The sequence below is a fragment of the Serratia sp. DFXYC6 genome, assembly GCF_057196085.1.
Genome location: NZ_JBXUNV010000003.1, coordinates 151,266 through 176,802 on the forward strand (window position 1 = coordinate 151,266; position 25,537 = coordinate 176,802).

Below are 25,537 nucleotides of genomic sequence, written 5' to 3' on the forward strand. Positions count from 1 at the left end.
GAGATCGGCGCCTGTTTTTATTATCTATAATCTGGAGTATTACAATGTCTCTAAGTGTTGAAGCTAAAGCTCAAATCGTAGCTGATTTCGGTCGTGGTACTAACGACAGCGGTTCTACCGAAGTTCAGGTTGCCCTGCTGACTGCGCAGATCAACCATCTGCAAGGCCACTTCTCCGAGCACAAAAAAGATCACCACAGCCGTCGTGGTCTGCTGCGTATGGTTTCTCAGCGTCGTAAGCTGCTGGACTACCTGAAGCGTAAAGATGTAGCACGTTACACCAGCCTGATCGAGCGTCTGGGTCTGCGTCGCTAATCTAGCAAGTTTCAGTGGAAAGGGGCCTATTTTGGCCCCTTTCTTCTAGGAAGCATAAGCAAATCAGGTTAATGTATTACTGATGTTTCCAAACAGGTTCTTCCGTTACAGAGGTTCGCGCGGCTAATGAGAGGCTTTATCTCCCGCCTGAGATAAGGATTGTCATTAGTCGCGAGGATGTAGTGAGAAGGCAAATCGAGTCACAGGCGTGTCGAGTCGTCAATGCGATTGCGCGCCGCTAATCAAGGATATAATTTTGCTGACACCGATCATTCGCAAATTCCAGTATGGCCAGCATACCGTCACCATCGAAACCGGTATGATGGCTCGTCAGGCCACCGCCGCCGTTATGGTGAGCATGGATGACACCGCCGTCTTCGTTACCGTCGTTGGCCAGAAAAAAGCCAAGCCGGGCCAGAGCTTCTTCCCGCTGACCGTTAACTACCAAGAGCGTACCTACGCCGCCGGCCGTATCCCGGGCAGCTTCTTCCGTCGCGAAGGCCGTCCAAGCGAAGGCGAGACCCTGACTTCCCGTCTGATCGACCGTCCGATCCGTCCACTGTTCCCGGACAGTTTCCTGAACGAAGTTCAGGTGATCGCGACCGTGGTTTCCGTTAACCCGCAGGTGAACCCGGACATCGTTGCGATGATCGGTGCTTCCGCGGCCCTGAGCCTGTCCGGTATTCCGTTCAACGGCCCAATCGGCGCCGCGCGCGTGGGTTACATCAACGACCAGTACGTGCTGAACCCGACGACCGACGAGCTGAAAGAAAGCCGTCTGGATTTGGTGGTTGCCGGTACTGCCGGTGCGGTGCTGATGGTTGAATCCGAAGCGGACGTGCTGAGCGAAGATCAGATGCTGGGCGCCGTGGTGTTCGGCCACGACCAGCAGCAAGTGGTTATCGAAAATATCAACGCGCTGGTTGCCGAAGCCGGCAAACCGAAGTGGGATTGGCAGGCGCCTGCGGTCAACGAAGCGCTGCACGCGCGCGTGGCTGAACTGGCCGAAGCTCGCCTGGGCGACGCTTACCACATCACCGAAAAACAAGAGCGTTACGCTCAGGTTGACGCGATCAAAGACAGCGTGGTTGAAACCCTGCTGGCGCAGGACGAAACGCTGGACGCCGGTGAGATCCAGGACATCCTGGGCAACCTGGAGAAAAACGTGGTGCGCAGCCGCGTACTGCGTGGCGAGCCGCGTATCGACGGCCGTGAAAAAGACATGATCCGTGGCCTGGACGTGCGCACCGGCGTACTGCCGCGCACCCACGGTTCCGCGCTGTTCACCCGTGGCGAAACTCAGGCGCTGGTTACCGCGACCCTGGGCACCGCGCGCGACGCACAGAACCTGGACGAGCTGATGGGCGAGAAGACCGACAGCTTCCTGTTCCACTACAACTTCCCTCCGTACTCCGTAGGCGAAACCGGCATGGTCGGTTCTCCTAAGCGTCGTGAAATCGGTCACGGTCGCCTGGCGAAACGCGGCGTATTGGCTATGATGCCTAAACCGGAAGATTTCCCGTACACGGTTCGCGTGGTGTCTGAAATCACCGAATCCAACGGTTCTTCTTCCATGGCTTCCGTGTGCGGCGCGTCTCTGGCGCTGATGGACGCCGGTGTGCCAATCAAGGCTGCCGTTGCGGGTATCGCGATGGGCCTGGTGAAAGAAGCCGACAACTACGTGGTTCTGTCCGACATTCTGGGTGACGAAGATCACCTGGGCGACATGGACTTCAAAGTGGCCGGTAGCCGCGACGGTATCACCGCGCTGCAGATGGACATCAAAATCGAAGGCATCACCCGCGAAATCATGCAGGTGGCTCTGAACCAGGCCAAGGGCGCGCGTCTGCACATCCTGGGCGTAATGGAACAGGCTATCAGCACCCCGCGCGGCGATATCTCCGAATTCGCACCGCGTATTCATACTATCCGCATCAACCCGGATAAAATCAAAGACGTGATCGGTAAGGGCGGTTCCGTTATCCGCGCGCTGACCGAAGAGACTGGCACTACCATCGAAATCGAAGATGATGGTACAGTTAAAATCGCTGCGACCGACGGTGAGAAAGCGAAATTCGCTATCCGTCGCATCGAAGAGATCACGGCAGAGATCGAAGTGGGCCGTATCTACCAGGGTAAAGTGACCCGTATCGTTGATTTCGGCGCATTCGTCGCTATCGGCGGTGGTAAAGAAGGTCTGGTGCACATTTCTCAGATCGCCGACAAGCGCGTTGAGAAAGTGACCGACTATCTGCAGATGGGTCAGGAAGTGCCGGTTAAGGTACTGGAAGTTGACCGTCAGGGCCGCGTGCGTCTGAGCATCAAAGAAGCGATGGCGCCGGAAGCAGGTTCACCTGCGCCTGAAGCAGAATAACTGTATAGATAGTTTTACAGCTCCCCGCCACGGGGTTGGGGGCTGTTCGTATCGCGCGGGTAGGATGCCCGCGTTTTAGCAAACGGAGGACAGGACGTTCATCCAATGTTTGTCTTCGGGAGTGGGAAATGAAGCCTTTCTTGCGCTGGTGTTACGTTGCGACAGCACTCATGCTGGCAGGATGCAGCAACCATGATTGGCGTAAAGACGAAGTTTTGGCAATCCCGTTGCAGCCAACGTTGCAGCAGGAAGTGATCCTGGCGCGCATGGAACAAATTCTTGCCAGCCGGGCACTGACGGATGACGAACGCGCACAGCTTTTATATGAGCGCGGTGTGCTGTATGATAGCCTCGGGTTACGTGCATTAGCGCGCAATGATTTCTCGCAGGCGCTGGCGATACGTCCCGACATGCCGGAAGTTTTCAACTACCTGGGCATTTACTTAACGCAGGCAGGCAATTTTGATGCTGCCTATGAAGCGTTTGATTCTGTACTAGAGCTTGATCCAACTTACAATTACGCGCGTTTAAACCGGGGCATCGCACTGTATTATGGCGGCCGCTTCCCGTTGGCGCAGGATGATCTGCAGGCGTTTTATCAAGACGACCCAAACGATCCCTTCCGTTCGTTATGGCTGTATCTGGTGGAGCGAGAAATCGATCCCAAGAAGGCCGAGGTAGCGCTTCAGCAGCGCTATGACAAAGCGGACAGAGGGCAATGGGGATGGAATATTGTCGAATTCTACCTGGGCAAGATCAGCGAAAAAACGCTGATGGAACGCCTCAAGGCAGATGCAACGGATAACACTTCGCTCGCTGAGCATCTCAGTGAAACTGACTTCTATTTGGGTAAACACTACCTGAGTCTGGGGGACAAGGACACCGCTTCGGCGCTGTTCAAACTGACGGTGTCTAACAACGTTCACAACTTCGTTGAGCACCGCTATGCATTGTTGGAATTGGCGCTTTTGGGCCAAGAGCAAGACGACCTATCGGAATCGGACCAGCAATAGCTGACGAACACCTATCAGCCTGATGGACATTGGTTTTTAACCAAAGTTATCGCCTTAACGGGCGAGGGCTTTTTTGTTCGTTTTATAATCTAATTTGAGCCGGTTCACACTTTTCAATGAAAATGACTGAAAATTTTCTCGACGAGTTATGTAGACTGGCTGCCATTATTAATGAGGCACGTGTACATGACGACTGAGTTTGAAACCTCTTTTGCCGATCTGGGGCTGTCTGCTCCAATCATTTCCGCCCTGAACGATCTGGGCTATGAAAAACCATCTCCGATCCAGGCTGAGTGTATTCCTCACCTGTTGAACGGCCGCGACGTGCTGGGCATGGCGCAGACCGGTAGTGGTAAAACTGCAGCGTTCTCGCTGCCGCTGCTGCACAACCTGCAGGCAGACCTGAAAGCACCTCAGATCCTGGTGCTGGCGCCGACCCGCGAACTGGCGGTTCAGGTTGCTGAAGCGATGACCGATTTCTCCAAACACATGAACGGCGTCAACGTGGTAGCCCTGTACGGCGGCCAGCGTTACGACGTGCAGCTGCGCGCTCTGCGCCAGGGCCCGCAAATCGTTGTGGGTACCCCAGGCCGTCTGCTGGACCACCTGAAGCGCGGCACCCTGAACCTCTCCAATCTGAGCGGTTTGGTGCTGGATGAAGCCGACGAAATGCTGCGCATGGGCTTTATCGAAGACGTAGAAACCATCATGGCTGAGATCCCGGCTGAACATCAGACCGCGCTGTTCTCCGCCACCATGCCGGAAGCGATCCGTCGCATCACCCGCCGCTTCATGAAAGAGCCGCAGGAAGTGCGCATCCAATCCAGCGTCACCACCCGTCCGGACATCAGCCAGAGCTACTGGTCGGTCTACGGCATGCGTAAAAACGAAGCGCTGGTGCGTTTCCTGGAAGCCGAAGACTTTGACGCGGCGATCATCTTCGTCCGTACCAAGAACGCGACCCTGGAAGTGGCCGAAGCGCTGGAGCGCAGCGGTTACAGCAGCGCCGCGCTGAACGGCGACATGAACCAGGCGCTGCGTGAGCAGACTCTGGAGCGTCTGAAAGACGGTCGTCTGGATATCCTGATCGCGACCGACGTTGCGGCCCGTGGCCTGGACGTTGAGCGCATCAGCCTGGTTGTCAACTACGACATCCCGATGGACTCCGAGTCTTACGTTCACCGTATCGGCCGTACCGGTCGTGCGGGCCGCGCTGGCCGCGCGCTGCTGTTCGTGGAAAACCGCGAACGCCGCCTGCTGCGCAACATCGAACGCACCATGAAGCTGACCATCCCGGAAGTGGAACTGCCGAACGCAGAACTGCTGGGCGAGCGTCGTCTGGCCAAGTTCGCCGCGAAAGTTCAGCAGCAGCTGGAAAGCAGCGATCTGGACCTGTATCGCGCACTGCTGACCAAACTGCAACCGGAAGAAGAGCTGGATATGGAAACTCTGGCCGCAGCGCTGCTGAAAATGGCACAGGGCGAACGTCCGCTGATCCTGCCGCCGGATCCGGTCTTCAAGCCGCGTCAGCGCCGCGAGTTCAACGACCGTGACGATCGTCGCGGTGATCGTGGCGACCGTCGTGACAGCCGTGACGGCGATCGTCCGCGTCGCGAACGTCGTGACGTTGGCGAAATGCAGTTGTACCGCATCGAAGTGGGCCGTGACGATGGCGTTGAAGTGCGTCACATCGTTGGCGCTATCGCTAACGAAGGCGACATCAGCAGCCGTTACATCGGTAACATCAAGCTGTTCGCTTCCCACTCCACCATCGAGCTGCCAAAAGGCATGCCGGGCGAGATCCTGAATCACTTCACTCGCACTCGCATCCTGAACAAGCCGATGAACATGCAGCTGCTGGGCGATGCACAGCCGTTCGAACGTCGCGAGCGTCGTGACGGTGGCAACGGCGGCGAGCGTCGCGGCAACGGTCGTCCGTTCAACGGCGAACGTCGCGAAGGCGGCCCACGTCGCTCCTTCGGCGAACGTCGTGAAGGCGGCAACGGCGGCGAGCGTCGTGGCGGTAACTACAACCGTGACGGCAAGCCGGCGCCACGCCGTGATGACGGCGCACCGGCGGCACCACGTCGTCGTTTCGGCGACGCGTAATCGCTGATTCGCCGTTCGCGGTGAAGCGCTCTGAAAAACCAGCCTGCGGGCTGGTTTTTTTATGCCTGAAAATTGCCGTCAAACGCCCCTGAATGGCGTATCATTCATAAGGTTTTTTCTTACGGATGATATGCACGGGAGATGCCATGAGTTGGCAGCAGTTCAAATCTCAATACCTGGTGCGCTTTTGGGCGCCGCTGCCGGCGGTGATCGCCGCCGGGATCCTCTCTACCTACTACTTCGGCATGACCGGCACCTTCTGGGCGGTGACCGGCGAATTCACCCGCTGGGGCGGCCATGTGCTGCAGTGGTTCGGCCTGCACCCCGAGCAATGGGGCTATTTCAAGGTCATCGGCCTGCAGGGCACGCCGCTGGAGCGCATCGACGGGCGCATGATCATCGGCATGTTCGCCGGCTGCATCGCCGCCGCGTTGTGGGCCAACAACATCAAGCTGCGTCAACCGCAGCACCGCATTCGCATCGTGCAGGCGCTGCTGGGCGGCATCATCGCCGGCTTCGGCGCGCGGCTGGCGATGGGGTGCAACCTGGCGGCGTTCTTCACCGGCATCCCTCAGTTCTCGTTGCACGCCTGGTTCTTCGCGCTGGCGACCGCAGCCGGCTCTTACTTCGGCGCCAAATTCACGCTGCTGCCGATGTTCCGCATTCCGGTCAAATTGCAAAAGGTGAAGGCCGCCGCGCCGCTGACGCAGAAGCCTGAGCAGGCGCGCCGCCGCTTCCGGTTGGGCATGGCGATCTTCGGTCTGGCGGTGGCCTGGTCGCTGTGGACGCTGTTCGATGCGCCGAAGCTCGGCATCGCCATGTTGTTCGGCATCGGCTTTGGCCTGCTGATCGAGCGCGCGCAGATCTGCTTCACTTCGGCGTTCCGCGATCTGTGGATCACCGGCCGCACCCACATGGCGAAAGCCATCATCATCGGCATGGCGGTGAGCGCCATCGGCATCTTCAGCTATGTGCAGCTCGGTGTGGCGCCGAAGATCATGTGGGCCGGCCCGAATGCGGTGCTGGGCGGTTTGCTGTTCGGCTTCGGCATCGTGCTGGCCGGCGGCTGCGAGACCGGCTGGATGTACCGCGCCGTGGAAGGGCAGGTGCACTACTGGTGGGTGGGGCTGGGCAACATCATCGGCGCTACGCTGCTGGCCTATTACTGGGACGACCTGGCACCGGCGCTGGCGACCGACTACGACAAGATCAACCTGCTCGATACCTTCGGCCCGATCGGCGGCCTGCTGGTGACTTACCTGCTGCTGGCGCTGGCCTTCGCCGCCATGCTGTGGTGGGAGAAACGCTTTTTCCGCGCCCGGCCTGAGGCGCAGGTGGTGAATTTGAGGAGCATGCCATGAAAGAGACGACGATAGTGCCGGACTACCGGCTGGACATGCTGGGTGAGCCTTGCCCGTACCCGGCGGTGGCGACGCTGGAGGCGATGCCGCAGCTGAAGCCGGGGGAGATCCTGGAGGTGATCAGTGATTGCCCGCAGTCGATCAACAACATCCCGCTCGATGCGCGCAACCACGGCTACAAGGTGCTGGATATCCAGCAGGACGGGCCGACCATCCGCTATCTGATCCAGCGTTAACGCCGAGGCGGTGGGGTTCCCACCGCCTTTTCGCTTTTTAGCCCTTCACGATGTCGCCTTTCACGCCGGCGACGATCTCGAACGAACGCAGCCGCGCCTGATGATCGAAGATCTGGCCGTTGACCATGATCTCGTCGGCATCGGTTTCACGCAGCAGCGTTTGCAGCCCGTGACGCACCGTTTTTTCATCGCCGACGATCGACATCCGCAGCGCCTGTTCGACGCCGTACTGCTCGCCGGCGGTCCACAGCGCGTGGATGTTATCCACCGGCGGCGGCAGCGGGCCGGGCGAACCGCGGCGCAGATTGATGAACTGCTGCTGCATCGAGCTGAACAGGAAGCGCGCGTCGCGGTCGCTGTCGGCGGCGATCACGTTGACGCACACCATGGCGTGCGGCTGCGCCAGCTGTTTGGAGGGTTTGAAGTTCTCGCGGTACAGCTGCAGCGCCTGGAACAGCATATCCGGAGCGAAGTGCGAAGCGAAGGCGAACGGCAGGCCGAGCTGCGCCGCCAGCTGCGCGCTGTAGAGGCTGGAGCCGAGCAGCCAGAGCGGCACATGCAGCCCCTGGCCCGGCACCGCCTGCACCGGCTGGCCGGGCTGCGCGTCGCAGAAGTAGTTTTGCAGTTCCTGCACGTCGCGCGGGAAGGTATCCACATCGCCGGACAGGTGGCGGCGCAGCGCCATCATGGTGCGTTGATCGGTGCCGGGCGCGCGGCCCAGCCCCAGATCGATGCGGCCGGGGTAGAGCGATTCCAGCGTGCCGAACTGCTCAGCGATCACCAGCGGCGCATGGTTCGGCAGCATTACGCCGCCGGAGCCGAGGCGAATGCTCTGGGTGCCGGCGGCCAGATAGCCCAGCAGCACCGAGGTGGCGGCGCTGCCGATGCCGGTCATATTGTGGTGCTCGGCCAGCCAGTAGCGCTGGTAGCCCCAGCGTTCGGCGTGTTGCGCCAGATCCAGCGAACAGTGGAAAGCGTCGCGCGCCTTGGCCCCTTGCGGGATTGGCGATAAATCCAGTACCGAAAGCGGTACGGCAGTGTGTTCAGTCATGACATCGTCCATCAGAGAGTGGATCGCTTAAAGGGCGATTGCAGGAATCTGCATACTAAAAGGCCGAAAAAAGATGCTTTTTAGTGTTAAAAGCATAATCCAATTTATAGTTATAAAAGAGGAGATATGTGCTTGTGATATCCTCATGAGTGCAATGGTGTTTTTTGGAGCAATTTGAGACATGGAAATGATGATCCCCGCCCGCCGCTTACCGTTCCGGGAGCCGATATAATGAAAAAAAAGACGCTGTTTACCCTGTTGCTGATGATGGTGGCGATCGCATTGGCGATCCTGTTCCGCGCGCACAATCAGGATCTGTTACTGCAGGGTGAAGTGGATGCCCCCGAAGTGATCGTCGCATCCAAGGCGAAAGGCCGGGTTGTTGAACGCCTGATCGAACGCGGCGATGACGTGAAAAGCGGCCAGCTGATCATCCAACTCGACAGCCCCGAACTAATGGCGCAACTGCGCTCCGCGCAGGCGACGCGCGACGAGGCCAAAGCGCAGCTCGAGCTGTCGCTGCACGGCACCCGTGAAGAGAGCATCCGCAACCTGCGCGCCAACCTGGCGCAGGCCGAGGCGCAGTACCGCAATGCGCAAAACGACTACAACCGTAACCTGAGCGTGGCCGGCAAGGGCTATATCTCGAAGTCCGAGCTGGACGCTTCGCGCCGGTCGCGCGACACCGCCTTCCAGCAGGTGCAGGCCGCCAAGGCCAACCTGGATGAAGGCATCAACGGCGACCGCGTCGAGCAGCGGCAGCAATATGCGGCGGCGCTGCGGGCGGCGGAAGAGAACCTGCTGCAGATCCAGGCGCAGAGCGACGATCTGCAGGTGAAAGCGCCGGTGGACGGCGAAGTGGGGCCGATCCCGGCCGAAGTGGGCGAATTGCTGAACGCCGGCAGCCCGCTGGTGACGTTGATCCGGGTGCCGGACGCTTACTTCGTGTTTAACCTGCGTGAAGACATCCTGGCCCACGTGCGCAAAGGCGACAAGGTCAAGCTGCGGGTGCCGGCGCTGAAGGACAAAATGATCGACACCGAGGTGCGCTACATCGCGCCGCTGGGGGATTACGCCACCAAACGCGCCACCCGCGCCACCGGCGACTTCGACCTGAAAACCTTCGAAGTGCGCCTGTATCCGTCACAGCCGGTGGACGGCCTGCGTCCGGGGATGAGCACCTTATGGCAATGGAAAGAGTAAGGGCCGGCTGGCGCTGCTTCAGTCACGCGTTCGACAAAGAGTGTCGCGTCGCCTTTCGCAGCCCGGTGGTGCACTGGCTGAGCTGGATCTTTCCGCTGATCCTGTTTGCGCTGATCAGCAGCAACTTCTCCGAAGGCACGCTGCTCGATCTGCCGGTCTCGGTGGTGGACAGCGATCACAGCCCGCTGTCCAAATCGCTGACGCGCCGGCTGGACGCCGGTTCGCACGCCCACGTCGAGGCATACGGCGGCGGGCTGCCGGAGTCGCTGAGCCGCCTGCGCAGCGCGCAGGATTACGCGTTGCTGTATATCCCGCCGGACTTTGAGGCCAATGCGCTGTCGGGCAAACAGCCGAGCGTGGTGATGTACTACAATGCGCTGTTTTACGGCGCCGGGCTGTACTCCACCCAGGACTTCGGCGGCCTGATGAACGAAATCAACGCCAGCACCCGCAGCATCATCGCCACCGAGATGGGCAAGACGCTGCCGCCGTTGGCGGACGTGACGCTCTCCTACGGCAGCCTGTTCAACGCCAGCGGCAGCTATATCTATTACCAGCAGTTCGCCGCCACCATCCACCTGCTGCAGCTGTTCGCGGTGACCTGCATGATCTATGTGCTGGCACGCAGCAAGTCGCTGCTGCAGGCCAAGCCGTTCAGCCTGGCGCTGCTCGGCAAGCTGGCGCCGTACACGCTGTGTTTCACCACCCTGCTGATGGTGGAGATCGCGGCGCTGGTGGGCATCTTTGACGCCCGCGTCAGCGGCAACCCGCTGTTTATGCTGATGATCGGCCTGTTCTATGTGATGGCGGCGCAGAGCATCGGCCTGCTGCTGTACACCTTTACCGGCAGCACCATCACCGCCTACAGCCTGATCGGTATTTTGGTCAGTATCGCGATGACCTTCTCCGGCATGGCGGTGCCTGAGCTGTCGATGCCGCTGCCGGCGCGCATCATTTCCAACATCGAACCGCTGACCCACGCGCTGTACGCGATGTTTGACGTGTTCCTGCGGCAGGTGCACGCCAGCGCCATCTTCAGCGTGTGCGCGCTGCTGGCGGTCTATCCGCTGGTGGCCGCGCTGCTGGTGCGCAATCGCCTGCCGGCGCGGCTGGCAAAAGAGGGGAGCGCCGGATGAAGCTTTATTGGCAAACCTTCGTTAAGGTGCTGCTCGGCATGCTGGAGCGGCCGGTGTGGCTGATGCTGATCCTGTCGCTGTGCATCATGAGCCTGGTGTACGCCAACCGCACGGTGTGGGATCTGCCGGTGGGTGTGATCGATCAGGATCACAGCACCGCCAGCCGGCAGCTGATCCGCCAACTGGACGCAACCTCCAAGATCGCGATTGAAACCTACGACAGCCTGGAACAGGCGCAGCGCGATCTCAGCTGGCGCAAGCTGTTTGCGGTGATCATCATGCCGGTGGATCTGGAGAAGAAAATTCTCAGCGGGCAGAACATTGTGGTGCCGATGTACGGCGACGCCACCAACCGCCTGGCCAACGGCCAGATCCAGCAGGACGTGGTGGCGGCCTATCAGCAGCTGCTGACGCAATACAACAACGGGCTGCTGCTGCGCAGCGGCTTCAGCGAACGGCAGGCGCAGATACTGCTGACGCCGATACTGGGGCAAACGCTGGACGTGTTCAACCCCGGCATCAGCTTTGCGGCGATCATCTTCCCCGGCCTGCTGGTGATGCTGTTGCAGCACTCGCTGCTGATCGCCTGTATCCGCGTCAATATCGCCATGAAGAGCATGCCCGGCGGCAAGGCGCCGCTGGCGGCGCACCTCGGCGGGCTGACGGCGCTGCTGCCGATCTGGCTGTTCCTGTCGATCGTGCTGTTCGTGCTGTGGCCGTGGGTATTGGGCTATAGGCAGACGGCGAACATCGCCGAGCTGCTGCTGCTGACCTTCCCGTTCCTGCTGGCGGTATTGGGGCTGGGCAAGCTGGTGACCGAGTGCCTGCGCAGCGTCGAGATGATCTACCTGACGCTGGCGTTCATCACCACGCCGATCTTCTACCTGTCCGGCACTATCTGGCCGCTGCAGTCGATGCCGGCCTGGGTGCGCGCCATCTCGTACAGCATCCCCTCCACCTGGGGCACCAAGGCGATCGCCGGCGTCAACCAGATGGGGCTGTCGCTGAATGAGGTGTGGGGCGACGTCGCCATGATGCTGATACTCGGCGTGGTCTACACCCTGCTGGGCTTCGGCGTCGGCTTCTTGCGCAACAGCGTGGCGCTGCGCGGGATGTTCAGGAAACGGCGGGCGTAGGGGATAAATAAAGGCGCCATTTTCGGCGCCTTTATTATTTCGTATTATTGATATGTCTAAGGTGATTTATTTATCTGGGCGTCTGCTCTTATTTTTAATTTGATTTGTTATGTTGATTTTGATAGTTGTAATTGTCGACCTGCTTAGGGAGTTAATGGTTGACGTTAACTTTATCTATAACGTGTTATTTAAAGGATGGAATAATATTTCAACAATAAGAGCGCTTGATTTTGATGAGATGAAATTGATTGGCGGTTGTGGCGATGGAAATAACGGCGGCGATCGTGACAGGCCAAGCAGAGGTGCGCCAAACTCTTGTGCCAATCAGGTTGGAATGGGCATTATCATTGGTGCATTTGCCGGTTTTTCCGGCGGCCCGCCAGGGATGATTGGTATGGCCGTTGCCGGTGGCTTAATGGGGGCGGTCTCTTGCGCAGATAACAGCCCTGCCGGGAATAATAAGAATAACGGTGGCGCCTTGGGTGGGAATAAAAACGCCAATAGCGTTAATGGGTAATGTCGCTGGTGATGAGTAAATCGCTTTTAGAGTGTCAAAAATAGAGGGTGGGTTATGGTTAACAGACGTCTTTTAAACCCGCTATGTAATATGATTGCGCTAACGTTGAGTATGTTACTTGTCTCGTTCTCCTCACTGAGTATTATTTCATACGGAGAACATTTGGTAGATGCGGCCATCGCGGTTTTCACTTATTTTGGTATCAGAAGCTGCTGCCTGATGTGTGTAAGTTTATTCCATTGGTTCCACGGTGGAGATGAGCGCATTAATCTTGATAAATAAACAGAGCCGGCAGCGCCCGCTGCCGGCTCTATCCTCGTTAAGACACCAACTCCAGCCCCGCCACCCGGCGCCAGTAGCCGTTGCAGTCGGCGTGGTCGCTCAAGGCCAGCGGCTGCTCACCGCGCTCGTTGGCGCGGAAGGCGTCGATCTGCGCCAGCGTCTCGGCGCCCTGCGGCGACAGCCGCACGATGTCCACCAGCCCCTGCATGCTCGGCAGCTCGTTGCCGAGGTTGTAGCAGTAACCGCTCATGGTCTGGATGCCGTTGAGCACGAATACCTGCTGTTGTTCTTGGGAGCGCATCATGCGGCCCTGCGGATATTTGATGCAGCAGGTTTCGCACTCGTCCTTGCCGCGGTTCTCCGAGCGGGCGGTGAAGCAGCGCGCCGAATAGGCTAGCGGCAGATGGCCGTAGCTCAGCACCTCCACCTCGAAATCGTGGCGGAAGCCCAGCTCGTCGCACTGCGTCAGCAGGTTGGCCAGCCAGTCGCGCGACAGCTCGACCGGCATGCACCAGCGGATCATGCCCTGGCGGCGCAGCAGGCGCAGGGTATAGGCGTTGTAGCAGTTCAGCGCATGGCCGGCGACGAACGGCAAGCCGTGTTCCGCCGCCATGTTCACCGCGCCCAGATCGTTGGCTTCCAGCAGGAACTCGCCGTTCTCCACATAGCGTTTCAGCTCATTCAGCTCGGACGGCGCCTGCAGCAGCGCCAGCGTGGAGATAACCACCTGTTTGCCGCTGCGGGCGATCTCGCGCGCCAGCGCCAGCCAATCGCTGACCTTCATCTCGCGCCGTTTGGTGCAGACGCTCTCGCCAAGGTAAATGATGTCGGCGCTGCTCTCCGCCGCCTGTTGATAGAACGCCGTGATGTCGGTTTTCGGCCAGTAGTAGAGTACCGGCCCCAGTGCGTATTTCATGTTTCCTCCGGCTACTGCCATTTGCGGTGATAGGCGCCCAGCGTGGTCTGGGTGCCCTCGGACATCGCGCCCAGCGTCTCCATCCAGGCGGCGTCGGCGCGGTAGGCGGCCGGATCGGCCTGACAACGGTCGATCGCCTGGCGCCAGACGCGCGCCACCTGGCTGACGTAAGCCGGGCTGCGCTGGCGGCCTTCGATCTTCACCGAGGCGATGTTGGCGGCCAGCAGCTCTGGCAGCAGCTCCAGCGTATTGAGGCTGGTGGGCTCTTCCAGCGCGTGGTAGCGCACGTCGTCCACCAGATAGCGGCCCTTGCACAGCGTCGGGTAACCGGCGTTTTCATGGTCCTGGTAGCGGTCGATCAGCACGTCGTTCAGGCGCGACTCCATACCCTGCGGGGTTTGCTGCCAGCGCACGAAGCGCGCCGGCGAGCAGGCGCCGACGGTGTTCGGCGACTCGCCGGTCAGGTAGGAGGAGAGGTAGCAGCGCCCCTCGGCCATGATGCACAGGCTGCCGAAGGCGAACACTTCCAGCGGCACCGGGCTGGTGCGCGCCAGCTGTTTCACCTGATGCATCGACAGCACGCGCGGCAGCACCACCCGGCCCACCTCGAAGTTGCGCTGGTAGAAACGGATCGCCTCTTCGTTGGTGGCGGAGGCCTGCACCGAAACGTGGCGCTCCAGCTGCGGGTAGCGCTGGGCGGCGTATTCCAGCATCGCCAGATCCGCCAGAATCAGCGCATCGGCGCCCAGCTGGGCGGCCATATCCACCGCGCGCTGCCAGCGGGCGTAGCCGTCGGGATGGGCGAAGGTGTTGATGGCGATATGCAATTTGCGGCCGTGGCGATGCACGTAATCAACCGCTTCCTGCAGCTTTTTCTCGGTGAAGTTGAGGCCGGCGAAGTGGCGCGCGTTGGTATCGTCTTTCAGCCCGATGTAAACGGCGTCGGCGCCGTTATCTACCGCGGCCTTCAGGGCCGGCAGGTTGCCGGCGGGGCAAAGCAGCTCCATAGATTTATCCTGGCTTAGCCGTGCGCCCGGCCGGGCGCACGCTGTCTTTAAAGGTTGCCGGCGGCGGTGTTCTGCCGGCAAACGCGAATCGGGGAGGCCATTTTAGGCGAAGGGGTGCGCACAGGTTTTGATTTGGGGCAGCTTATGGCGTATTGATAAACATGGCGGTGAAATGCACTATTTGTTGATATAGACCGCTGAAGCCGCGCGCCAGTGTGGCAAAATAGCGGTAGTCCGTATTGAAAGGAGTGGATGACCGTGTTGGAACAACTACGAGCACGCCTTGTGCGCCAGGGGCCGTCGCTGCTGCGCATCCCGCTGAAATTCACGCCGTTCGCCCTGCAGCGCCAGCTGCTGCAACAGGTGCTGAGCTGGCAGTTCCGCCAGGCGTTGGCGGATGGCGAACTGGAATTTCTCGAATCGCGCTGGTTAAAGATCGAAGTTCGCGATCTGGCGCTACACTGGTTTATGACGGTAGAAAACGACAAACTGGTGGTCAGCCAGCACGCCGAAGCGGACGTCAGCTTCAGCGGCGACGCCAACGATCTGATCCTGATCGCGGCGCGCAAGCAAGATCCGGATACGCTGTTCTTTCAGCGTCGGCTGCAGATTGAAGGGGATACCGAATTGGGCCTGTATGTGAAAAATTTGATGGACGCCATCGAGCTGGAAAGCATGCCTGCGCCGCTGCGCATGGGGCTGCTGCAGTTGGCTGATTTTGTCGAAGCAGGGCTGCAGGAGGGCACGGCGTCGGCTTCCCGTGTGGCGGTATCATGCTGATCCGCGTAGAGATCCCGGTAGACGCGGCGGGCATCGATGCCTTGCTGCGCCGCGCCTTTGGCCGCGACGACGAAGCCGATCTGGTGCAGCAGCTGCGCGAAGACGGCCTGCTGACGCTGGGCGTGGTCGCCACCGACGACGAAGGCGGGGTGGTGGGGTACGCCGCGTTCAGCCCGGTAGACGTGGCCGGCGAAGACCGCCAATGGGTGGCGCTGGCGCCGCTGGCGGTTGACGAAAGCCTGCGCCGTCAGGGGCTGGCTGAAAAGCTGGTGTACGAAGGCTTGGACTCGCTGAACGAATTCAGCTACGCCGCGGTGGTGGTGCTGGGCGATCCGGCCTATTACGGCCGCTTCGGTTTCAAACCGGCCGCTGCCTATGGCCTGCACTGCCGCTGGCCGGACACGGAAAGCGCATTCCAGGTGTATCCGCTGGCGGAAGACGCCCTGAATGGCGTCAGCGGCGAAGTGGCTTTTTCGGCGCCGTTTAATCGCTTTTAACCACCGGCAACAAATACTCCAACGACAGCGGCGGGTGATTCACCAGCCGCTCTTTTTGTATTTTGCTCAGCTGTTTGACGCGGTATTCCAGCTTCAACGCCGTTGAGCGATCCCCCACCTGGCAGTGAAACGCCAATGTCAGCTCCCCTTTGCCGCGCAGCGCCTTGGCGCCTTTGCCGGCCTGATGCTGCGCCAGGCGGCGCGCCACGTCGGTGGTGATACCGGTATACAGCATGCCGCTCGGTAAACGCAGCATATAGAGGTGCCAGGGAGTGGGGGAGGTGTCGGTCATCGTATGCCGTTTTGGTGGCCAGGGTCGGCGTATGATGGCATGTTCGCCGCCACAATCCCATCCCCGGCCGCCGGTGCCTTACCGCTTTACCCCTTTTTTCCCGCCAGCTCGAAGCGCGGCGAAACGATGCCGTACAGCGTCCAGCCGAGGAAGGTGGCGATGGCGCCCCACATCATCGCTTCCTCACCGGAGCTGTAGAGCGCGTAGAAGCTGTACAGCGCGCCGATGCCGGCGATGATATTGGCGATGCGCGCCTTGTTGTCCGGCACCTTCGCCACTTTCTGAATAATGACCAGCGCCGCCATCGACAGGATGTACGGGATGATGTTGGTCACCACCGCCAGGTTCACCAACACGTTGAACTGCTTGTTCAGCGACGGGCTAATGGTCATCAGCGACAAACCGCTCTGGATGACGACGATGGTCAGCATGCCTTTAACCGGCGCGTCGGCCTTGCTCAGCCTGGAGAAGATTTTCGGGAAGAAGCCGCTGTCGGCGGAGGATTTGAACACCTGCGCGATGGTGAACTGCCAGCCGAGCAGCGAGCCGACGCAGGACATGACCATCAACGCCATGATGATCTTGCCGACCGTCGGGTTGAACATGTGGGAGAAGGCCAGCCCGAACGGGGCGGTGGAGTTGGCCAGATCCATGTTCGGCACGATGCCGGCGATCACGTTGGTCGAAACGATATAGATCACCGCCGCGCTGAGGGTGCCGCCCAGTACGGCGATCGGCACGTTGCGCTCCGGGTTTTCCACCACGTCGGTGTTGGCGCAGGCAGATTCCAGCCCCAGGAATGCCCACAGGGTCATTGAGATCGAGGCGCCGATGGCTTCGAAGGTCGGCACCTGATGCGGGTTCCAGGCGGCGACGTAGGCGCTGCCGCTGAACCAGTACCAGCCGATGACCGAGATGCCCACCACCGGAATGATCACGCCCCAGACGGTGATGCCGCTGATTTTGCCGGTGATGCGCGCGCCGCCGAAGTTGGCGACGGTCGCAAGCCACAGCACGCCGATGGTGGCGATACAGATCCCGAGCGGGCTGAGCGTGGTGTCAAACAGCTCGGTGCCGTAGCCGACGGCGGAAATGGCGATGGCGATATTGGCGATCAGCAGCGAAACGCCGTAGGTGTAGTTCGCCATAAAGTTGCCTGATTTACCGAAGGCGTATTCGGCGTAGCCGCCCATGCCGCCGGATTTACGGCTGAACATGCCGCATTTGGCGAAGGCGTAGGCCAGCGCCATCGAGCCGACGGCGGTCACCAGCCAGGAAACGATCGAAATCGTGCCCACTTCGGCCAGCTTGGTCGGCAGCATAATTATGCCGGAACCCATCATATTCACGGCGGTCAGGATCGTTAATTGCACGACCCCCATTTTATTATTGGACTTACTCATGATCATTTTCTCTTTTAGGATGCGATCCGGGCGGCGAAAATAATCGCCGCCCCGTAAGGTGATTAATTTTTCATGACGTAGCCGTAAGCGCGGTTCCAGCCGTCCTCATCCTGTTGGATATAAACGCCCTGCAATTCCGGCGCGAATCCCGGCAATAAATTGATGCCTTCTTCCAGTGCCAGGAAATAACGCTGCGCGGCGCCACCCCAAATTTCGCCGGGCACCACGCACAGCACGCCTGGTGGGTAAGGCAGGGCGCCTTCGGCGGCGATGCGGCCCTCGGCCTTGGCCAGCGACACCAATTCCACATTGCCGCGCACGAACTCGGTATTGGCGTCCTGCGGGTTCATCACCACGCGTGGGAAATAGCTTTTGCGGAACATCTCTTTTTGCAGTTCTTTAACGTCATAGCTGACGTAAAGGTCGTGCATTTCCTGGCACAGCTGGCGGATGGTGTAGTTTTTGTAGCGCTGCTGGTGGTTTTTATAGACCGCAGGCAGCACCTCGCTGAGCAATGAGTTTTGCTCGATGTGCTTCTCGAAGCGGGCGATCAGGGCCACCAGATGCTGCATCTTGGCGATGTCTTCCGCCGGCGTCAGCAGGAACAGGATCGAGTTGAGATCGCATTTTTCCGGCACGATGCCGTTTTCACGCAGGTAGTTGGCCAGAATGGTCGCCGGGATGCCGAACTCGCTGTAGCTGCCGGTGGCGGTATCGATGCCCGGCGTGGTGAGCAGCAGTTTGCACGGATCGACGAAGTACTGCGATTCGGCATAGCCTTCAAAAGCGTGCCATTTCTCGCCGGGCACGAAGTTGAAGAAGCGCAGATCGTTGGCCATCGCCGCGGTGTCATAGGCCTGCCACGGCTTGCCGTCGATTTGATCCGGCACGAACGGTTTGATCATCGTGCAGGTATCCAGCAGCATTTTGCGCGCTTCGATGCCCACGCGCACACATTCTTGCCACAGGCGCTGGCCGCTCTTGCCCTCGTGCATCTTGGCGTTGACGTCCAGCGCGGCGAACAGCGGGTAGAACGGGCTAGTGGAGGCGTGCAGCATAAAGGCGTTGTTGAAGCGCTTGTGGTTGCAGTAGCGGCTCTGCCCCTTGATATGCTTGTCTTTTTTGTGGATCTGCGAGGTCTGCGAGAAACCGGCCTGCTGTTTGTGCACCGACTGGGTGACGATGATGCCGGGATCGTTTTCGTTCAGCTCCAGCAGCAGCGGCGAGCAGTCTTTCATCATCGGAATGAACTGCTCATAGCCCACCCAGGCGGAGTCGAACAGGATGTAGTCGCACAGGTGGCCAATTTTGTCGACCACCTGACGGGCGTTGTAGATGGTGCCGTCGTAGGTGCCGAGCTGGATGATCGCCAGGCGGAACGGGCGAGCCTCGTTGGCGCGTTCCGGCGCCACTTCGCGGATCTGTTGGCGCAGGTAGCGTTCGTCGAAGCAGTGCGCGTCGATGCCGCCGATAAAGCCGAACGGGTTACGGGCGGTTTCCAGATAAACCGGCGTAGCGCCGGCCTGGATCAACGCGCCGTGGTGGTTGGATTTATGGTTGTTGCGGTCGAACAGCACCAGGTCGCCGCGCGTCAGCAGGGCGTTGGTCGCCACCTTGTTCGAGGCCGAGGTGCCGTTGAGCACGAAGTAGGTCTTGTCGGCGTTGAACACCTTGGCGGCGTGCTGCTGCGCGGCGCAAGGCGCGCCTTCGTGGATCAACAGGTCGCCCAGTTTGACGTCGGCGTTGCACATGTCGGAGCGGAAAATCGTTTCGCCGTAGAAGTCGAAGAACTGGCGGCCCGCCGGGTGTTTGCGGAAGAACTCGCCGCCCTGGTGGCCGGGGCAGGCGAAAGTGGCGTTACCCATTTCTACGTATTGCGTCAGCGTGTTGAAGAATGGCGGCAGTAGCTCGCTCTCATATTTGGCGGCGGCGGCCTCCAGCTGTTTGCCGTAGAACTGGGTATTCTTGCCGCACAGCTCAAACACGCCGTGCAGCGCCGGCAAGACGGCATTATCCAGCTCTTCTTCGCAGCAGACGGCGACGAACAGCGGAATGTTCAGGCCGTGTTCTTCGATGCGCGCCACCATGCCTTGCGCGACGTCGTCTACCGACAGCACGATGGCGGCGACGTCATTGAAATCGCTGTGATGCACATCGACAATGTCGCGTTCAGTTTCAAAGCAGCCGAGGGTTTGGGTGTTGGCGGCAATTTTTAATTTTTTCATTTTTCTCATTCTTCAGGCAAAGGCATTCCGCCGGCAAATAATTCCATTTGCCGTTAACGCCTTCACGAAAATAAAGGTGTGCGAGAACCCAGTGATGCCGAAAGGCATTAACTGTGTTCGCTGTTTTATTTATATTGGATACGCTTGGCCGAAATTAAAAATGTATTGCGCGCCCTTCCCGCTTAGCGAGAAAAAGACATTATCACCGGAGTGCGGAGAATAAAGTGAAACGCAAAGACACTCTTAACAACGGCGTAAGAGCGAGGGGGAGGGTTATCTGTAGTTGAAGAATGCGAAGCTAAAGCAGCTGCGATGAGCCATCATCATAATATGGGTTGTACGCCTGATGTGCGCCATTTTTCGGTTATTGTTTTCCATTTTCTAATCCACCTTGCTGAGTGAAAAGATGGCGCTATTTTAGCGCAAGATGCACTAAAAATCGTGATGAGAATCACATAAATGCCGGTTTTGATAAATAACTATTCACCGGTTATGCAATGTGTTGCATAAGTATCATCCAGACGCAGAGGTTGGCATGTAAATGAATTGCTAATGTTCGCGGGCCTTGAGCGCTTAATTTTAATGCCGCTCGAGAAGGAATAAAAAAAGCGGTCAAATAACCGACTGTATAACGATCAAATAAATCCGCATTGTGTTATTTATGTTATCAATCTGCTTTATGCTGGATTGGGTAAAAATTCAAATATAATGGTTTTGTATTCACATGCGATTTTTGATGATTATCGTTATTTGTGACTCGCCTCAACAACGCAGGGTAAGATGAGGCGAGTGAACAGGGAGGCGATTGACCTTGAATACCCCAGAACAACGGCAGCAGATTGCGGATTTTATCGGTAAACAACACGTCTTGACGTTGTGCGCCGGCGACGGCCTCGACATGTGGTGCGCCAACTGTTTTTACGTGTTCGACGCTGCGACGATGGCGCTGTGGCTGATGACCGAACCGCACACCCGCCACGGCGGGCTGATGCTGAACAACGGCCGGGTGGTCGGCACCATCGCGCCGAAACCGAAAAGCATCGCGCTGATCCGCGGCGTGCAGTACCGCGCCGAGGCGATGCTGCTGAGCGGCGAAGAGGCCGAGGCGGCGCGCGCGCGTTACTGCAAGCGCTTCCCGATCGCCAGGGCGATGAAGGCCTCGGTTTGGCGGCTGGATCTGCACGAGGTGAAGATGACCGACAACACCCTCGGCTTCGGCAAGAAGCTGCACTGGGCGCGGTCTATACTTTAAGTCGACGTATTGATTACAACGGGAGATCGCATGGCGCGAGCACTGTTAGTCGGCGCAACCGGGCTGGTGGGGTGCGAGTTGCTGCAGCGGTTGCAAAGCGATCCGCAGATAACGGCCATCGTGGCGCCGACGCGCACGCCGCTGCCGCCGCACGGCAAGCTGACCAACCCGGTCGGCGATGCGCTGTTCGAGCTGCTGAGTAGCCTGCAGCAACCGGTCGATCTGGTGTTCTGCTGCCTGGGCACCACCCGCCGGGCGGCGGGCAGCGCCGATGCCTTCCGCTACGTCGATTATCAACTGGTGGTGGAGAGCGCGCTGACCGGCCGCCGCTTGGGGGCGCAGCACTGTCTGGTGGTGAGCGCGCTGGGCGCCAACGCGGATTCCACCTTCCTGTATAACCGCACCAAAGGCGAGATGGAGCAGGCGCTGCGCGAACAGCGCTGGCCGCGCCTGACGCTGGTGCGGCCTTCCATGCTGGTGGGGGATCGCCCGGCGCCGCGCCTGATGGAGCGCCTCACGTTGCCGCTGTTCAGGCTGCTGCCCGGCAAATGGCGGGCGGTCGCCGCCAAAGACGTGGCGCAGACGCTGTTGCAGCAGGCGTTCACGCCGGGTGAAGGGGTCAGGGTGCTGGAGTCGGACCGGCTGCACTGCTACCGAGGCTGACGCTGAGGTGGTCGAACGCCAGCTCCAGCCCGGCGGGCAGTTCGTGGTCCAGCAGCCACAGATCGAGATGATGGCTGATGTGCGTCAGCAGCGTGCGTTTGGGCTGCAGCAACCGCTGCGTCTCCTGCGCGCGGGTCAGATCGTTGTGGTTGCGCGGCGCCTGCGGCTGAGGCGGCAGGCTGCAGTCGAGCACCAGCAGATCCAGCGCCACGTTCTGCAGATAGCCGACGGTGGCCGGCGGCAGGCCGACGGTGTCGGTCAGGTAGGCCAGCGCAGCGCCCGCCGCCTGGATCAGATAGCCGTGGGTCAGTTTGGAGTGTTGCAGCGGCAGCGGGGTGATGCGCATGCCGCCCAGTTCGACGGTGGCGAAGGGCGCCAGCGGCGGCTGAAATGCCAAAATGCCGGGGTGTTTGAACAGGTCGTCGCAGCCCTGTTCATCCGGCGGGCCATATACCGGAATGGAATTTCCGCACCCCCAACGCAAAGGAAATAACCCCTGAACGTGATCCATGTGGTAATGTGTCAGTAAAAAACGTTGAATTTGCCCCGCCGAAAACCGCCGCTCCAAAGCCGGTAATCCCGCATCCAATAAGGTCGTTTCCCCCTGATAGTTGAGCATGGCGCTGCACGCTCGCCGCCGAAATGCCGGCTCGCGCCGCGCCCGTTGGCAGATAGGGCAGTCGCAGCCGAACACCGGCACCTGCTGCGCGCCGCCGGTGCCGAGAAAGGTCAGTTGCATCGCTCCCCTCCGTTAAAGGTACTTCTGCGCAAAGCGGTTAATGTCGCGAAAATCCGCCAGCCGCGCCTGCAGCGTGGCGTGATCCCAGTGCCACCACTGGCTGCGTTCGATGCGTTCTATCAGCGCGTCGTCAAAGCGCATGCCGATCTTCTTGGCCGCCACGCCGGCGACGATGCTGTAGGGCTCCACGTCTTTGGTGACCACCGCCGCGCTGCCGATCACCGCGCCGTTGCCGACGCTGACGCCCGGCATCAGGATGGCGTTATGGCCGATCCACACGTCGTGGCCGACGGTGACGTGGTGCTCGCGCCGCCAGTCGAAGAACGCCGCGTCATCTTCCCCCAGCCCGTATTCGGAAGCGCGGTAGGTGAAGTGGTGCTGCGCGATGCGCTGGTAGGTCGGGTGGTTGCCGGGATTGATGCGCGCATAGGAGGCGATGGAGACGAACTTGCCGATAGTGGCGTAAAAGATCTGGTTGTGCCCGGCGGTGTAGGAGTAGTCCCCCATCTCCACCTCTTCCAGGATCGCATCGTCGGCTAGGTGCACATACTGGCCGAGCCGGGTGCGGTTAAGGGTCACGTTGTCGCCGATTTTCGGCTGGGCGAAGTCGTTCATGGCGTCGCGTCCTGAGTTTGTCGGGTAGAGGTCGGCAGCAGCGCCAGCAGCGCCGCCAGGGTGTCGTCGAGTGGGCCGTCGTTGTGCAGCACCCGGCAGCCGGCGGGCAGGCTCTGCTGATATTCCGCCGCCCGCGCCAGCCGCTGCTCGATCTGTTCGGCGCTTTCCCGCCCGCGATCCTGCAGGCGCTGGCGCAGGATCGCGGCGCTGACCTGCAGGCACACCGGCAGCAGCTGCGCCCCGTAGCGCTGCTGCGCCTGCGGCAGGTGGGCGCGCGAACCGTTGACCGCCACGTCGATCCCCTGCAGCAGCCAAAGATCCACTTCGATCCCGAACGCGTAGCGCTGCTGGTGGGCCTGCCAGTCGAGCGCGAACAGCCCCTTGGCGCGGCGGCGCAGAAATTCGGGTTCGCTCAGCGCAATATGATTCTCGCAGCCGGCGTCCGCCGGCCGGGTGATATAGCGGTGCGCCACCAGCGGCGCGCGGTCGGCGTCGGCCCGCAGTGCGGCCAGCAGGCTGTCCTTGCCTGCGCCGGAAGGCCCCATCAGATAGATGAGCCGCGCCATCAGAACACCTGCCTGCCCTGACGCCACACGTTCTGCACGTAAACGTGCTCGCCGTGCGGCCGCGCCAGCACCAGATCCGCCCGCAGCCCTTCGGCGAGGGTGCCACGATCCTGCAGATCCAGCGCCCGCGCCGGGTTGCGGGTGATCATGCGCACCGCCTGGGGCAGATCGTAGGCGTTGCGCTCGTCCGCTGCGAGGCGAAACGCCGCGTCCAGCAGGCTGGCCGGGTAATAATCGGAAGAGAGAATATCCAGCACCCCCAGCGCCGCCAGGTGGTGCGCCGCCACGTTGCCGGAGTGGGAACCGCCGCGCACGATGTTTGGCGCGCCCATCAGCACCTGCAGGCCCTGCTGGTGCGAGGCGCGGGCGGCCGCCTCGGTGGTGGGGAACTCGGCGATGGCGCTGCCCAGCGCGCAGGATTCGGCCACGTGCGCGGCGGTGGCGTCGTCATGGCTGGCCAGCGAGATGCGGCGCGCGCGGCAGTGGGCGGCGATCGCCTCGCGGTTCGGCGCGGCCCAGCGGGCGGACAGGGCGACCTGCTGCTCCTCGTACTCGCTCATCTGCTGGTCGTTGAGGTGGTATTTGCCCTGATAATATTCGCGATACTTTTCGCGTGAGGCGAACTGGCGCTGGCCCGGCGAATGGTCCATCAGCGACACCAGCGACACGCCCGGCTTGTCCATCAGCTGTTCGAACAGCGGCAGGGTGCTCTCGTGCGGCAGCTCGCATCGCAGGTGCAGCCGATGCTCGGCGCGGTTCACCCCGGCGCGCTGGCTGTGGATCACCGCGTCGATCATCTTCTGCAGGTTTTCCAGCCGGTGGCCGCCGTCGCGCACGTCGCCGATCGCCACCGCGTCCAGCACCGTGGTGATGCCATTGGCCACCATCAGCGCATCGTGGCTGCTCATCGCCGAATGGGCCGGCCAGTCGACGTTCGGGCGCGGGGTGAAAAACTTGTCCAGGTTGTCGGTATGCAGCTCGATCAGCCCCGGCAGCAGCCAGCCGCCGTCGCCGTCCAGCGCCTGCGGCAGCCGGCTCGGGCCGTCGGCGAAGCTGCGGATCACGCCGTCCTGCATCTCAAGCGAGCCTTGCACCACCTGGTCATCCAGCACCAGCTTAACGTTATTGACGATCATCAGAGGGCCTCCAGCGCCTGCGGCGCCTGCATGTCATAAAGCCGGTCGGCGACCTGTCGGCGGACGCCTTCATCATGGAAAATGCCGACGATCGCCGCGCCGCGCGCCTTGGCGCGTTCGATAAGCTGCACCACCGCCGCGCTGTTGCGGCTGTCGAGCGAGGCGGTCGGTTCATCCAGCAACAGGATCGGGTAGTCGACGATAAAGCCGCGCGCGATGTTTACCCGCTGCTGCTCGCCGCCGGAGAAGGTGGACGGCGCCAGCGGCCACAGGCGCTGCGGCACGTTGAGCGCAGCGAGCAGCGCTTCGGCGCGTTCACGGCACTCGACGCGCTCGACGCCCTGTTCCAGCAAGGGTTGCATCACCACCTCCAGCGCGCTGATGCGCGGGATCACCCGCAGGAACTGGCTGACCCACCCCAGCGTATGGCGACGCACCGCCAGAATCTGGCGCGCATCGGCGCTGACCATGTCCAGCCAGTCGCCCTGATGGTTGATCCAGATATGGCCGCTGTCCGGCAGGTAGTTGGCGTACAGCGAGCGCAGCAGGGTGGATTTGCCGCTGCCAGAGTGGCCGTGCAGCACCACGCATTCGCCGCCGTGGACCGTCAGATTGGCGTCGTGCAGCACCGGCAGGCGGGTGCCGTATTGCTGATGCAGCACAAAGGTTTTACTGAGATGTTCAACTCGGATTTGCATAGTCATCTGTTATCGC

General features: G+C 60.5%; 27 protein-coding genes. 15 read left to right on the forward strand and 12 right to left on the reverse strand.

The annotated features are described in order from the left end of the window. Window positions 1–44 precede the first annotated feature (44 nt). From rpsO to yedF, 7 genes are all read left to right on the forward strand, one after another. On the forward strand, window positions 45–314 hold the full coding sequence (gene rpsO, locus AC2CGQ_RS17030; protein WP_004933502.1) for a 30S ribosomal protein S15: 270 nt from the start codon (window positions 45–47) through the stop codon (window positions 312–314). Window positions 315–570: 256 nt separating this feature from the next. Then, complete coding sequence (gene pnp / locus AC2CGQ_RS17035) at window positions 571–2,688, forward strand: polyribonucleotide nucleotidyltransferase (RefSeq protein WP_004933498.1); 2,118 nt, start codon at window positions 571–573, stop codon at window positions 2,686–2,688. 128 nt (window positions 2,689–2,816) lie between these two features. After that, window positions 2,817–3,701: a lipoprotein NlpI gene (gene nlpI / locus AC2CGQ_RS17040; protein ID WP_004933495.1), complete on the forward strand. Its 885-nt coding sequence runs from the start codon at window positions 2,817–2,819 to the stop codon at window positions 3,699–3,701. Window positions 3,702–3,823: 122 nt separating this feature from the next. After that, the gene (gene yrbN / locus AC2CGQ_RS17045; protein ID WP_223182019.1) at window positions 3,824–3,898 is read left to right on the forward strand and encodes a protein YrbN; all 75 of its coding nucleotides are present in this window, start codon (window positions 3,824–3,826) and stop codon (window positions 3,896–3,898) included. Beyond that, a complete protein-coding gene (locus tag AC2CGQ_RS17050) occupies window positions 3,888–5,810 on the forward strand; it encodes a DEAD/DEAH family ATP-dependent RNA helicase (protein ID WP_004933492.1) in 1,923 nt (640 codons plus the stop codon). Before yrbN ends, AC2CGQ_RS17050 begins: the two co-directional genes overlap by 11 nt. Before the next feature lie 146 nt (window positions 5,811–5,956). Beyond that, window positions 5,957–7,171 carry a selenium metabolism membrane protein YedE/FdhT gene (yedE, locus tag AC2CGQ_RS17055; RefSeq protein WP_004933488.1) on the forward strand — a complete coding sequence of 405 codons (1,215 nt, stop codon included), beginning with the start codon at window positions 5,957–5,959 and terminating at the stop codon, window positions 7,169–7,171. Continuing rightward, a complete protein-coding gene (yedF, locus tag AC2CGQ_RS17060; protein WP_004933486.1) occupies window positions 7,168–7,407 on the forward strand; it encodes a sulfurtransferase-like selenium metabolism protein YedF in 240 nt (79 codons plus the stop codon). Before yedE ends, yedF begins: the two co-directional genes overlap by 4 nt. A 37-nt stretch (window positions 7,408–7,444) precedes the next feature. Here yedF and AC2CGQ_RS17065 read toward each other — a convergent pair whose 3' ends face one another. Continuing rightward, the gene (locus AC2CGQ_RS17065) at window positions 7,445–8,458 is read right to left on the reverse strand and encodes a luciferase-like monooxygenase (protein WP_033633542.1); all 1,014 of its coding nucleotides are present in this window, start codon (window positions 8,456–8,458) and stop codon (window positions 7,445–7,447) included. Window positions 8,459–8,689: 231 nt separating this feature from the next. Between AC2CGQ_RS17065 and AC2CGQ_RS17070 the strand changes: the two genes are divergently transcribed. The 4 genes from AC2CGQ_RS17070 to AC2CGQ_RS17085 all read left to right on the forward strand — a co-directional run bounded on the left by AC2CGQ_RS17070 (window position 8,690) and on the right by AC2CGQ_RS17085 (window position 12,450). Beyond that, window positions 8,690–9,661, forward strand: a complete 972-nt coding sequence (locus AC2CGQ_RS17070) for an HlyD family secretion protein (RefSeq protein ID WP_004933479.1) — start codon at window positions 8,690–8,692, stop codon at window positions 9,659–9,661. Further along, the gene (locus tag AC2CGQ_RS17075) at window positions 9,643–10,797 is read left to right on the forward strand and encodes an ABC transporter permease (RefSeq protein WP_015376418.1); all 1,155 of its coding nucleotides are present in this window, start codon (window positions 9,643–9,645) and stop codon (window positions 10,795–10,797) included. The genes AC2CGQ_RS17070 and AC2CGQ_RS17075 overlap by 19 nt, the downstream gene beginning before the upstream one ends. Then, window positions 10,794–11,933 carry an ABC transporter permease gene (locus tag AC2CGQ_RS17080; RefSeq protein WP_049243041.1) on the forward strand — a complete coding sequence of 380 codons (1,140 nt, stop codon included), beginning with the start codon at window positions 10,794–10,796 and terminating at the stop codon, window positions 11,931–11,933. Before AC2CGQ_RS17075 ends, AC2CGQ_RS17080 begins: the two co-directional genes overlap by 4 nt. Before the next feature lie 154 nt (window positions 11,934–12,087). Next, window positions 12,088–12,450 carry a hypothetical protein gene (locus AC2CGQ_RS17085; protein ID WP_484593774.1) on the forward strand — a complete coding sequence of 121 codons (363 nt, stop codon included), beginning with the start codon at window positions 12,088–12,090 and terminating at the stop codon, window positions 12,448–12,450. 319 nt (window positions 12,451–12,769) lie between these two features. Here AC2CGQ_RS17085 and AC2CGQ_RS17090 read toward each other — a convergent pair whose 3' ends face one another. Together AC2CGQ_RS17090 and ubiU are read right to left on the reverse strand one after the other, a co-directional pair. After that, entirely contained in the window at window positions 12,770–13,648 is an 879-nt protein-coding gene (locus AC2CGQ_RS17090) for a U32 family peptidase (protein WP_411748928.1), read from the reverse strand. Between the two features lie 11 nt (window positions 13,649–13,659). After that, entirely contained in the window at window positions 13,660–14,655 is a 996-nt protein-coding gene (gene ubiU / locus AC2CGQ_RS17095; protein ID WP_015376422.1) for a ubiquinone anaerobic biosynthesis protein UbiU, read from the reverse strand. 258 nt (window positions 14,656–14,913) lie between these two features. On the opposite strand from ubiU, the gene ubiT reads away from it, so the two are divergent. Then, complete coding sequence (ubiT, locus tag AC2CGQ_RS17100; protein ID WP_049187007.1) at window positions 14,914–15,435, forward strand: ubiquinone anaerobic biosynthesis accessory factor UbiT; 522 nt, start codon at window positions 14,914–14,916, stop codon at window positions 15,433–15,435. Beyond that, the gene (locus AC2CGQ_RS17105; protein WP_048321240.1) at window positions 15,429–15,932 is read left to right on the forward strand and encodes a GNAT family N-acetyltransferase; all 504 of its coding nucleotides are present in this window, start codon (window positions 15,429–15,431) and stop codon (window positions 15,930–15,932) included. Before ubiT ends, AC2CGQ_RS17105 begins: the two co-directional genes overlap by 7 nt. Here AC2CGQ_RS17105 and AC2CGQ_RS17110 read toward each other — a convergent pair. From AC2CGQ_RS17110 to speFL, 4 genes are all read right to left on the reverse strand, one after another. Next, window positions 15,919–16,224: a GIY-YIG nuclease family protein gene (locus tag AC2CGQ_RS17110; RefSeq protein ID WP_139291246.1), complete on the reverse strand. Its 306-nt coding sequence runs from the start codon at window positions 16,222–16,224 to the stop codon at window positions 15,919–15,921. The genes AC2CGQ_RS17105 and AC2CGQ_RS17110 overlap by 14 nt on opposite strands. Window positions 16,225–16,310: 86 nt before the next feature. Continuing rightward, window positions 16,311–17,627, reverse strand: a complete 1,317-nt coding sequence (potE, locus tag AC2CGQ_RS17115; RefSeq protein WP_015376426.1) for a putrescine-ornithine antiporter — start codon at window positions 17,625–17,627, stop codon at window positions 16,311–16,313. Window positions 17,628–17,689: 62 nt separating this feature from the next. Continuing rightward, the gene (gene speF / locus AC2CGQ_RS17120; protein WP_044029859.1) at window positions 17,690–19,852 is read right to left on the reverse strand and encodes an ornithine decarboxylase SpeF; all 2,163 of its coding nucleotides are present in this window, start codon (window positions 19,850–19,852) and stop codon (window positions 17,690–17,692) included. Window positions 19,853–20,125: 273 nt separating this feature from the next. Next, window positions 20,126–20,230, reverse strand: coding sequence for a leader peptide SpeFL (gene speFL / locus AC2CGQ_RS17125; RefSeq protein ID WP_004933443.1), 105 nt, complete (start codon window positions 20,228–20,230; stop codon window positions 20,126–20,128). A 433-nt stretch (window positions 20,231–20,663) separates the two neighbouring features. Here speFL and AC2CGQ_RS17130 point away from each other — a divergent pair, with 433 nt between their 5' ends. Together AC2CGQ_RS17130 and AC2CGQ_RS17135 are read left to right on the forward strand one after the other, a co-directional pair. After that, window positions 20,664–21,104, forward strand: coding sequence for a YhbP family protein (locus AC2CGQ_RS17130; RefSeq protein ID WP_172575088.1), 441 nt, complete (start codon window positions 20,664–20,666; stop codon window positions 21,102–21,104). 30 nt (window positions 21,105–21,134) lie between these two features. Further along, complete coding sequence (locus AC2CGQ_RS17135; protein ID WP_484593775.1) at window positions 21,135–21,767, forward strand: NAD(P)H-binding protein; 633 nt, start codon at window positions 21,135–21,137, stop codon at window positions 21,765–21,767. Here the strand turns inward: AC2CGQ_RS17135 and phnP are convergent. The 5 genes from phnP to phnL are packed head-to-tail and all read right to left on the reverse strand — an operon-like array spanning window position 21,724 to window position 25,527. After that, the gene (gene phnP / locus AC2CGQ_RS17140; RefSeq protein WP_015376430.1) at window positions 21,724–22,506 is read right to left on the reverse strand and encodes a phosphonate metabolism protein PhnP; all 783 of its coding nucleotides are present in this window, start codon (window positions 22,504–22,506) and stop codon (window positions 21,724–21,726) included. The genes AC2CGQ_RS17135 and phnP overlap by 44 nt on opposite strands. 12 nt (window positions 22,507–22,518) lie before the next feature. Further along, entirely contained in the window at window positions 22,519–23,121 is a 603-nt protein-coding gene (locus AC2CGQ_RS17145; protein ID WP_015376431.1) for a DapH/DapD/GlmU-related protein, read from the reverse strand. Then, window positions 23,118–23,687, reverse strand: a complete 570-nt coding sequence (phnN, locus tag AC2CGQ_RS17150) for a ribose 1,5-bisphosphokinase (RefSeq protein WP_021504235.1) — start codon at window positions 23,685–23,687, stop codon at window positions 23,118–23,120. The genes AC2CGQ_RS17145 and phnN overlap by 4 nt, the downstream gene beginning before the upstream one ends. After that, on the reverse strand, window positions 23,687–24,823 hold the full coding sequence (gene phnM / locus AC2CGQ_RS17155) for an alpha-D-ribose 1-methylphosphonate 5-triphosphate diphosphatase (protein ID WP_015376433.1): 1,137 nt from the start codon (window positions 24,821–24,823) through the stop codon (window positions 23,687–23,689). The genes phnN and phnM overlap by 1 nt, the downstream gene beginning before the upstream one ends. After that, window positions 24,823–25,527, reverse strand: coding sequence for a phosphonate C-P lyase system protein PhnL (gene phnL, locus AC2CGQ_RS17160; protein WP_118892514.1), 705 nt, complete (start codon window positions 25,525–25,527; stop codon window positions 24,823–24,825). The genes phnM and phnL overlap by 1 nt, the downstream gene beginning before the upstream one ends. Between the last annotated feature and the right edge of the window lie 10 nt (window positions 25,528–25,537).

Bases quoted from the DNA above. Each gene is read 5' to 3' on its own strand.
- rpsO (WP_004933502.1), top strand. From the start codon at position 45: ATGTCTCTAAGTGTTGAAGCTAAAGCTCAAATCGTAGCTGATTTCGGT.
- nlpI (WP_004933495.1), top strand. From the start codon at position 2,817: ATGAAGCCTTTCTTGCGCTGGTGTTACGTTGCGACAGCACTCATGCTG.
- AC2CGQ_RS17050 (WP_004933492.1), top strand. From the start codon at position 3,888: ATGACGACTGAGTTTGAAACCTCTTTTGCCGATCTGGGGCTGTCTGCT.
- yedE (WP_004933488.1), top strand. From the start codon at position 5,957: ATGAGTTGGCAGCAGTTCAAATCTCAATACCTGGTGCGCTTTTGGGCG.
- yedF (WP_004933486.1), top strand. From the start codon at position 7,168: ATGAAAGAGACGACGATAGTGCCGGACTACCGGCTGGACATGCTGGGT.
- AC2CGQ_RS17065 (WP_033633542.1), bottom strand. From the start codon at position 8,458: ATGACTGAACACACTGCCGTACCGCTTTCGGTACTGGATTTATCGCCA.
- AC2CGQ_RS17070 (WP_004933479.1), top strand. From the start codon at position 8,690: ATGAAAAAAAAGACGCTGTTTACCCTGTTGCTGATGATGGTGGCGATC.
- AC2CGQ_RS17075 (WP_015376418.1), top strand. From the start codon at position 9,643: ATGGCAATGGAAAGAGTAAGGGCCGGCTGGCGCTGCTTCAGTCACGCG.
- AC2CGQ_RS17080 (WP_049243041.1), top strand. From the start codon at position 10,794: ATGAAGCTTTATTGGCAAACCTTCGTTAAGGTGCTGCTCGGCATGCTG.
- AC2CGQ_RS17085 (WP_484593774.1), top strand. From the start codon at position 12,088: ATGGTTGACGTTAACTTTATCTATAACGTGTTATTTAAAGGATGGAAT.
- AC2CGQ_RS17090 (WP_411748928.1), bottom strand. From the start codon at position 13,648: ATGAAATACGCACTGGGGCCGGTACTCTACTACTGGCCGAAAACCGAC.
- ubiU (WP_015376422.1), bottom strand. From the start codon at position 14,655: ATGGAGCTGCTTTGCCCCGCCGGCAACCTGCCGGCCCTGAAGGCCGCG.
- AC2CGQ_RS17105 (WP_048321240.1), top strand. From the start codon at position 15,429: ATGCTGATCCGCGTAGAGATCCCGGTAGACGCGGCGGGCATCGATGCC.
- AC2CGQ_RS17110 (WP_139291246.1), bottom strand. From the start codon at position 16,224: ATGACCGACACCTCCCCCACTCCCTGGCACCTCTATATGCTGCGTTTA.
- potE (WP_015376426.1), bottom strand. From the start codon at position 17,627: ATGAGTAAGTCCAATAATAAAATGGGGGTCGTGCAATTAACGATCCTG.
- speF (WP_044029859.1), bottom strand. From the start codon at position 19,852: ATGAAAAAATTAAAAATTGCCGCCAACACCCAAACCCTCGGCTGCTTT.
- speFL (WP_004933443.1), bottom strand. From the start codon at position 20,230: ATGGAAAACAATAACCGAAAAATGGCGCACATCAGGCGTACAACCCAT.
- AC2CGQ_RS17135 (WP_484593775.1), top strand. From the start codon at position 21,135: ATGGCGCGAGCACTGTTAGTCGGCGCAACCGGGCTGGTGGGGTGCGAG.
- phnP (WP_015376430.1), bottom strand. From the start codon at position 22,506: ATGCAACTGACCTTTCTCGGCACCGGCGGCGCGCAGCAGGTGCCGGTG.
- AC2CGQ_RS17145 (WP_015376431.1), bottom strand. From the start codon at position 23,121: ATGAACGACTTCGCCCAGCCGAAAATCGGCGACAACGTGACCCTTAAC.
- phnN (WP_021504235.1), bottom strand. From the start codon at position 23,687: ATGGCGCGGCTCATCTATCTGATGGGGCCTTCCGGCGCAGGCAAGGAC.
- phnM (WP_015376433.1), bottom strand. From the start codon at position 24,823: ATGATCGTCAATAACGTTAAGCTGGTGCTGGATGACCAGGTGGTGCAA.
- phnL (WP_118892514.1), bottom strand. From the start codon at position 25,527: ATGACTATGCAAATCCGAGTTGAACATCTCAGTAAAACCTTTGTGCTG.